Source organism: Ferruginibacter sp., from assembly GCF_014377975.1.
In the GTDB taxonomy this organism is placed as follows: Bacteria; Bacteroidota; Bacteroidia; order Chitinophagales; family Chitinophagaceae; genus Ferruginibacter.
On the sequence record NZ_JACMOO010000210.1, the window covers coordinates 1 to 9,330 of the forward strand.

Below are 9,330 nucleotides of genomic sequence, written 5' to 3' on the forward strand. Positions count from 1 at the left end.
CAGCAAACAACAACCAAAAACAACCACACCAAAGTTGAATAAAAAATAAATGCCGATGTGGAAGAATAATTTTTTATTAAAGAGATAAAGTACCGCTCTTTCTCCCTCGGAGAAAGAGAAGGAGAATGAGGTCAGCAAACACTGCAACCCGCATTAATTCAAAAAATATTTTTTATTACTCAATAGAATAATCAACATGAGAATTTTTAAACTTGTCATCTTATTTGTTTTGTTCGCGGCCTTTTCCGCAGCGGCACAAACGTCCGACATAAGATTGTTATCAACGAAAATAGCTGACGTGCTCGGCACTATGCCGGCGCAAAACAAAATACAGCTGGATAAAAGTATGCAGTCCATTACCGATTTAAAACAGGATGGATTGATCACCATGATCGGCCAGTTTACTGCACCCGGCACCGGCGATAATACCGCACTGGAATATGCATTGAGTGCCTATGCATCGTATGTAATTCAAACAGGTAAAGAAATACAACGACAAGCCGCGGTTAGTGCGTACTGCGCTGGCTTGGATAAAGTAGCCGGCAGCAAAAACAAACAATTTTTAATTTATCATTTGCAACGTTTTGGCAAAGACGATGCGGTGGCATGTATCGAAAAATGGCTAGATGACAAAGACCTGGGCGGCCCCGCAGCAAGAGCTTTGGCACAAATAAAAACGCCACTGGCGCAAAAAGCACTGCTAAAAGCGTTGCCCGGTTCAGCAGGTGATAATCAAAACTCATTGATCGAAGCGCTAGGCTATACACAAAGCAAAGCTGCTGTTGCTGCCATTACAAAATTAGCCACTACAACCAATGAGCAACAACGCAAAGTAAGCTTGGCAGCATTGGCAAAAATCGGCGACGCATCCAGTGCGAAGCTATTGCAAAGCGCTGCACAAAAGGCGGGCTTTACGTACGATAATACCAATGCTGCCTCCGACTATATTTTGTACCTGCAGGAGCTGACTAAAACAAGCAAACCACTGGCAACCAAATATGCTGCCAGCTTAATGGCAGATGCTGCAAGTGCCAAACAATTGCAAACCCGCATTGCCGGATTAAAATTATTAACTGATATCAACGGCGTTAAAGGACTGCCATTGCTACAGGCAGCCATGCAGGATAAAGACATCAAATATCGTGGTGCTGCCTTAAAGTTTGCAGTGCCGTATCAAACTGCTGCAACCAATGTACAATGGGTAAAATTACTCAACACTGTTTCGCCGGAAGCACAGGTACAGCTACTTTCTTTTGTAAGTAAAATAGAGGACAAAGCTTTGCTGCCTGCATTAAAAAAACTAATGCAAAGCAACAACGAAGCGGTACAACTTGTGGCAATAGCAGCCGTTGCAAAAGTGGGCCAGCAGGAAAGTCTGCCGGCCATTTTGAGCATCCTGTCTAAAGGCAATCCTGCTACCATAGAGGCAGCAAAAAATGCCCTGCAACAAATTAAAGGCGATGCGGTAAGTACAGCCGTGGCCGGCGCATTGGCGGGCGCAACATCAGCAGGCAAAGTAGCTTTGCTGAGTGTACTGCAGGCAAGGTCTGCCGACAATGCAGCTGCCAATGTGTTTGCAGAAATCAATAACAGCGATGCTGCGGTACACCAGGCGGCAGTAAAAGCACTGCCTTCAGTAATATTGCAAAAAGACCTGCCACAGATATTTAGTTTACTGGCTGCAGCCACAACAGGTGATCAGCTTTTTTATCAGCAAGCCATCATAAACGCTACCAGTGGCATAAAAGATACCGCTGCACGCACCCAAATTATTTTACAGCAAATAGCAAAAGAAAGCAACGATAAAAAGCCACTGTACTTTAATATATTGTCAGCCATCGGAGGCAGCAGGGCTTTAAATGAATTGCAGTCTGCCTTTGCCAACGGCGATGATGCTACCAAAGCCGCAGCAGTAAATGCTTTATCAAAAGCATCTGGCGCTTCTACTGCAAGGGCATTGTATAAAATTGCTTCCACCAACGCAGCCAATAAAGAAACCGCCTTGAATGGATACATTCATATTATTGCTAAATCTAAATTTCCTGCCGATCAAAAATTATTGATGCTGCAGGATGCGATGGAACTGGCTACAACTACCAAACAAAAACAGGATATCCTGGATGAAGCAGGTAATTGCAGATCATTTACTGCCCTCACCTTTGCCGGTAAATACCTGGATGATCCGGCTGTTCAGCAAAACGCTGCGTTGGCAGTGCTGGACATCGCTTCTGCCAACAAAGATTTTAGCGGCGACATCACCCGGAACCTGCTCACCAAAACCATGGGTATTTTAAATGGTCGTGATGCCGATTACCAGAAAAAAGCCATTCAAAAGTATTTGGATGAGATGCCGAAAAGCGAGGAATATGTAGCCCTGTTCAACGGTAAAGATTTAACCGGCTGGAAGGGTCTTGTTGCCAACCCGATTACAAGGGCAAAAATGAATCCAGATACGTTGAAAGCTGCGCAAATAAAAGCAGACAAAGTAATGCAGGAAGGTTGGGTAGTAAAAGATGGGCTGCTGGTATTTACCGGTCATGGTGAAAATCTATGTACCCAAAAACTGTATGGTGATTTTGAAATGCTGGTTGACTGGAAGATCACCAAAGATGGCGATGCAGGGATTTATCTGCGGGGTACGCCGCAGGTGCAGATATGGGATACCAGCCGGGTGGATGTGGGGGCACAGGTAGGCTCGGGCGGTTTGTATAATAATCAAAAAAATCAAAGCAAGCCATTGGTACTGGCCGATAATGCCATTGGTGAATGGAATACTTTTCACATCATCATGCGGGGCGATAAAGTAACCGTTTATTTAAATGGGGTGCTGGTAACGGATCACACCATTCTTGAAAATTACTGGGATCATACTTTGCCCATCTTCTCCAAAGAACAAATTGAACTGCAGGCACACGGCACGTATGTGGCTTACCGCAATATTTTTATTCGGGAGCTGACAGGTTCCGAAAAATTTGAACTGAGCGCTGCGGAAAAGAAAGACGGATTTAAAGTATTGTTTGATGGTACCAGCATCGATAACTGGACCGGTAATAAAGTAGATTATAAAGTGGACAATAACGATTTGCTGATTGACCCAAAAGATGGTGATCATGGTAATTTGTACACCAAAGATGAGTACAGCAATTTTATATATCGCTTCGAATTCCAGTTAACGCCGGGCGCCAACAATGGCGTAGGAATCCGTGCGCCGCTGGAAGGCGATGCGGCCTATGTTGGTATGGAAATACAGGTACTGGACAATGAAGCGCCGATGTACAAAGACCTGTATGCCTATCAGTATCATGGCTCTGTGTATGGAGTAATTGCCGCCAAACGTGGTTTTTTAAAACCGGTAGGCGAATGGAACGCAGAAGAAATTATTGCCGCGGGCAACCACATAAAAGTTACCTTAAATGGGGAAGTAATTTTAGATGGCGATATTGCGGAAGCCAGTAAAAACGGTACTGCAGATCACAACCAGCATCCGGGATTAAAACGAACCACCGGCCATATTGGTTTCCTGGGGCATGGTTCAATCGTGCGGTTTAGGAATATCCGGGTGAAGGAGTTGTAGGGTTACACAAAATTTCACACAAAGGGAGCAAAGGATTCAATGGTAACAAAGTCTCCAGCGTGGTGTTCTTTGTGTGAAATAAATTTTCTGCAAAGAGATTATTTTCTATGACAGTTTTAAGGCAATAACGAAAATTAATTTTAATTGAATAAAACCCGGTAAATTCAGTTTTTATACAACTGAAATATACTTAAAACAAACCAGCGATGCAAGCCAACACGCATATCATAAAATACCTTTCCATATTTATAATAACACTACTGGCACTACCAGCTTTAGCCCAGCGTACGGCTGATAAGGAAGAGTGGCAAACACTTTTTAATGGTAAGGATATTAAGGATTGGGTAACTAAAATTAACCACCACGAATCTGGCGAAAATTATGGTAATACTTTTAGGGTAGAAGACGGTATGGTGAAAGTGCGGTATGATCAGTATGATAAATTTAATGAGCAGTTTGGCCACCTTTATTATAAAAAACCCTTCTCTTATTATCATTTGGTATTTGAATACCGGCTGGTAGGCGAGTGGAGAAAAGATGCACCGGATTACACCATTAAAAACAGTGGCGTGATGATTCATTCTCAGGATCCGAAGACAATGCCGAAGGAACAGGATTGGCCCATCTCTATTGAGTTCCAGATACTCGGCGGGTTAGGCGATGGCAATCCCCGGCCAACCGGTAATATGTGTTCACCTGGAACAGACGTGGTGTTTCATGGCGTGATAGATAACCGGCATTGTATACCTTCTACTTCCAAAACGTATGATGGCGACCAATGGGTAAAGGGCGAAGTGATTGTACTGGGTGATTCGCTGATTACGCATATCATCAATGGCGATACGGTGCTGCAATATTCGAAACCACAAATTGGCGGCGGCGTAGTACACAACTTCGATCCCAAAATAAAACAGGATGGCAAAATGCTGACAGAAGGATTTATAGCCCTGCAAAGTGAAGGCCAGCCAGTTGATTTCAGGAACATCAAAATTTTAAACCTGAAAGGTTGTATGAATCCCAAATCAAAAAAATACAAATCTTATTACGTGAAAAACGATGAGGTGTGTAAATAATGTGTTTACCAAACTGGTTAGCGAGTTAACCTAAATTATTCGTGTCCTAAAAAGCTGTCTAAAAATGATTTTTGGAATTCCTTATAACTTAAGAAGTGGACGGTGGGGACACCGGGGTTAGCCCAGGTTGGTGTCCCCACCAACCTCAAGACAGCCAATGAAAATTCTATTTTTTGACAGCTTCTAAGTTTCAATTGATGTAATAAATATTTAAAATGAAATTAAAAATAGCCACTCTTCTATTGTTATTGCTTGTTGTTGTAAATCTCTCCGCACAACAAAAATTCATCACCACAAAAGGTAAAGAAATCATTGGTGCTAATGGCAGGCCTTTCCTGATCCGCGGTACTAACCTTGGCAATTGGCTGGTGCCCGAAGGTTATATGTTTAAGTTTAACAAAACCAGTTCCGCAAGACTTATCAACGAAATGCTGCTGGAGCTGATTGGACCGGATGAAACGAAAATCTTCTGGAAAAAATACCTGGCCAACTACATTACCGCAGCCGATATTCACTGGCTGAAAAGCACGGGCATCAATTCCATCCGCGTGCCATTTAATTACCGCCTGTTTACTACCGAAGATTATATGGGCGGCGAGGGGGAAGCACGTGGCTTTGCATTGCTGGATAAAGTGATAGGCTGGTGCAAAAAAGAAGGGCTTTATGTGTTGCTGGATATGCATTGTGCACCTGGTGGACAAACAGGTGATAATATTGACGACAGTTACGCTTACCCCTTTTTGTATGAGAGCAGAGAAAGCCGTGCATTAACGATTAATATCTGGCGCAGGATTGCAAGCCGCTATAAAAACGAAACCACAGTAATGGGATATGATTTGCTGAATGAACCGATACCACATTTTGCAGATACAGCAAAATTCAATCCCATGCTGGAACCCTTGTATAAAGAAATTACCAAAGCGATCAGGGAAGTAGATAAAAATCACATCCTGTTTTTGGGCGGTGCGCAATGGGATTCTAACTTTAAAATATTCGGAAAACCTTTCGATAGTAAACTGGTGTACACTTTTCACAAATACTGGACAGATACTACTACCGCAGTAATCCAGGACTATATTGACTTTCGGAATAAATATACCGTGCCTGTTTATTGTGGCGAAACCGGCGAGAATACCAACGACTGGGTACGCGGATTTAAAAATACGCTCGAAAAAAATAATATTGGCTGGCATTACTGGCCTTATAAAAAGTTAGACAGCGACCGCGGATTTGTAACTTTCAAAATGCCGCCGCATTACGGACAGGTAATACAATTTGCAGATACTACAAGAAGTAACTTTGATGAAATCCGCAAGGTAAGGCCAACGAATGCTACTGAAATTAAAATGGCACTCGATGGTTTTTTAAACAATTGTACATTTTCAAATAGCATCATCAACAAAGAATATATTAAGGCATTGGGGCTTCATTAAAAAATATATCGCAAAGGTTATGCGATAAATAATATTGCTGAAATTCATCAGCATTTCAGCGGTAATAATTCAATCACTACACCCTTAAAAAAATATTCTTTTTATACATAAAATATAAAAAAGCCCATTTAACCAGTACATAGCAAACCGCCATCACTACGGCATTGTAGGGATCACCAATTAACTGGCCAACCCATTGAAAAAATCCGTTGGTGGTATAAGTCCAGTTAATGAAAGCGCCTGACATATAAATCAATATCGAATTCATGCCAATTACTTTAAAAAAGAATGCCCATTTTTTATACCCCAGTACATCAATGATGTAATAAAATATGCCTAATAAACAAAGGCTGTATCCGCCTACATTTAATACAAATGAACTGGACCATAGATTTTTATTGATAGGAAAATCAAGGTTCCAGATATGCGCCAGCAGGATAGAGATGACACCGCTTATAATCAGATATAATGATTTTTTCGGTCCGGAGGCATCGTTTAATTTTAAAAAATTACCAGCCATAATTCCTAATAATCCCGTGCTGATGGCGGGTATTGCAGAAACCAAGCCTTCGGGATCATGAATTCCTAAGTACAATCTGCCTGGTATCAAATGCCTGTCAATGTACGAAGCAAAATTACCTTCCATACTCAGATCGCCTCTTGGATATCCTGGAGCTGAATTGAATTTTAATAATAACCAGTAGCCGATCAATATAGAAATGAACCATATTATTTGTGCCCTTTGTTTGGTAAATAAATAAATGATATTGGCAAACATGTAGGCAATACCAATACGGCCTAACACGCTGCCAAAACGGATATCTGAAAACGGTCTTAAGTGCAGGCCGTTGTTATAAATTACACCCAATAGTACCAATATTAATCCACGTTTAATTACCCGCAGTACCAATTCATTCCTGCTCTTGCCTTTTTCCAGTTCACGGCCAACAGAAAATGGCGTGGCTACACCTGCCATGAAAAGAAACAACGGAAATATAAGGTCGTAAAAATGAAATCCATTCCATGCAGGATGGCTCAACTCTTCGGCGATACCGCCCCAAAATGGAGAGCCAGTTGCTTTTGCGAGGGCATGAAAAATTTCTTCTGCGCCCATGATCCAGAACATATCAAAGCCACGAAGGGCATCTAACGAGTACAATCGCTTTGAGGTAACTGGTTGTGCCATAAGTGATATTGGGTAATAAAAGGTTAAGAAATTGGTAAGGGATAAAGTTAAAGGAATTAACACAGTACCACAATAAAATTTTAACCGGTATTTGGTAAAATAAAAAAAGGAAGCCGCGGTGATAACAATATCGCTATTTGTGTAAAGCCTCAATATCATTAAAATTCAGTAAATATATTTTCAAAGAAATAATTGTCAACCTTACAAATAATAATATATTTGTGTGTAAATTTCGCCTGCCATTTATGAATCATCTATATGTAATAGGAGTTGATTATGGAACAGATTCCGTTCGCTCTATCCTCGTAAACGCTGCCAATGGCAACGAAGTGGCTGCCGCGGTATTTTATTATCCCCGCTGGAAGGATGGGAGGTACTGCAATGCCTCACTCAACCAGTTTCGCCAACACCCGCTGGATTATGTGGAAGGATTGGAGTATACCATTAAAAGTTGTCTGCAACAGGCAGGTCCGGCAATTACAGCAAATGTAAAAGCCATCTCAGTGGACACTACAGGCTCTACCCCGGTAGCAGTAGATGCAACCGGTACACCCTTGGCACTTTTGCCCGCTTTTGCAGAAAACCCTGATGCCATGTTTGTGTTGTGGAAAGATCATACCGGCACAACTGAAGCAGCACAGATAAATGAACACGCCAAAAAATTCGATATTAACTACCTGCAGTTTGTAGGGGGCATTTATTCTTCCGAATGGTTTTGGGCAAAATTGTTGCACATACTCCGGGCCGATAAAGAAGTAGCCCTTGCAACTTATTCCTGGGTAGAACACTGTGACTGGATTCCATTTTTATTATCTGGCGGAACAGATGCCAAACAACTAAAGCGGGGTGTATGCAGCGCAGGCCACAAAGCCTTGTGGAGTGCTGAGTTCAACGGGTTGCCGCCGGATGATTTTTTTACTTCGCTCGATCCCTTGCTAAAAGGATTTACAGATAAATTATTTACACAAACTTATACAGCAGATGAATCTGTGGGATACCTGGCTGCAGCCTGGGCTACTAAATTAGGGCTTACAACAGATGTGGTAATTGGGGTAGGAGCTTTTGATGCACATATGGGTGCGGTAGGCGGACAGATTGACGCATATCATTTAAGTAAAGTAATGGGTACTTCTACCTGCGATATGCTGGTGGTACCCATGAATGAAGTGGAAGGAAAACTGATTAAAGGAATTTGCGGACAGGTACCGGGTTCTGTTATTCCCGGTATGATGGGTATGGAGGCAGGACAGTCTGCGTTTGGTGATGCCTATGCCTGGTTTAAAAATATTTTAATGTGGCCGTTACAAAAATTATTAACAACGTCTGCCATTGTCGATAACGATACTGCCACTAAATTAATAGAAGAAACTACTAATAATATCATTGCGGAATTAAGTAAGGAAGCTAATTTAATACCGCTGGAAGAAAACAATGAACTGGCGCTTGACTGGTTAAATGGCCGCCGAACCCCGGATGCCAATCAGTTGCTTAAAGGTGCTATTTCAGGATTGAATTTAGGAACAGATGCACCTAGAATTTTTAGAGCCATTGCAGAAGCAACCTGCTTTGGCGCCAAGGCAATCGTTGACCGTTTTAATGAACAAGGCGTACCGGTAAAAGGTTTGATCGGTATTGGCGGTGTGGCAAAAAAATCGCCCTTCATTATGCAGATGATGGCCGACGTAATGGACATGCCGATTCGCATTCATAAATCTGAACAAACCTGTGCATTGGGTGCAGCTATGTTTGCAGCCACCGCAGCCGGAATTTACAGTAAGGTAGAAGAAGCAATGATTGCCATGGGACAGGGCTTTGATGCCGAATATTTTCCTGATAAAAATAAAGTGGAGATTTATCGCAGACGTTTTTTAAAATACAAAGCGTTGGGTGCGTTCGTTGAAACGAATTAATGATAAATTAATAATTAATTAATAATTAATAATTAATAATTGAAATGCACGGCAGCTCTTTTATTATATAGTGTTGTTTTATTCAAAATAATTTGGTGACCAGCAGTTGTTTTTCAATTAAACATTGTTGTGTCACTCACTTTTACTTTTACAG

The 9,330-nt window shown here is 41.7% G+C and carries 5 protein-coding genes; 4 read left to right on the forward strand and 1 reads right to left on the reverse strand.

The window, feature by feature from the left end:
• Nucleotides 1–196: 196 nt before the first annotated feature.
• From H7254_RS11635 to H7254_RS11645, 3 genes are all read left to right on the forward strand, one after another.
• The gene (locus H7254_RS11635) at nucleotides 197–3,574 is read left to right on the forward strand and encodes a family 16 glycoside hydrolase (protein WP_301933126.1); all 3,378 of its coding nucleotides are present in this window, start codon (nucleotides 197–199) and stop codon (nucleotides 3,572–3,574) included.
• Between the two features lie 206 nt (nucleotides 3,575–3,780).
• A complete protein-coding gene (locus H7254_RS11640; RefSeq protein WP_301933127.1) occupies nucleotides 3,781–4,647 on the forward strand; it encodes a DUF1080 domain-containing protein in 867 nt (288 codons plus the stop codon).
• Nucleotides 4,648–4,862: 215 nt separating this feature from the next.
• On the forward strand, nucleotides 4,863–6,080 hold the full coding sequence (locus H7254_RS11645; protein WP_301933128.1) for a glycoside hydrolase family 5 protein: 1,218 nt from the start codon (nucleotides 4,863–4,865) through the stop codon (nucleotides 6,078–6,080).
• 76 nt (nucleotides 6,081–6,156) lie between these two features.
• Here the strand turns inward: H7254_RS11645 and H7254_RS11650 are convergent, their stop codons facing one another.
• Complete coding sequence (locus H7254_RS11650) at nucleotides 6,157–7,266, reverse strand: acyltransferase family protein (protein ID WP_301933129.1); 1,110 nt, start codon at nucleotides 7,264–7,266, stop codon at nucleotides 6,157–6,159.
• Between the two features lie 245 nt (nucleotides 7,267–7,511).
• Here H7254_RS11650 and H7254_RS11655 point away from each other — a divergent pair, with 245 nt between their 5' ends.
• Complete coding sequence (locus H7254_RS11655; protein WP_301933130.1) at nucleotides 7,512–9,176, forward strand: ribulokinase; 1,665 nt, start codon at nucleotides 7,512–7,514, stop codon at nucleotides 9,174–9,176.
• Nucleotides 9,177–9,330: the final 154 nt, after the last annotated feature.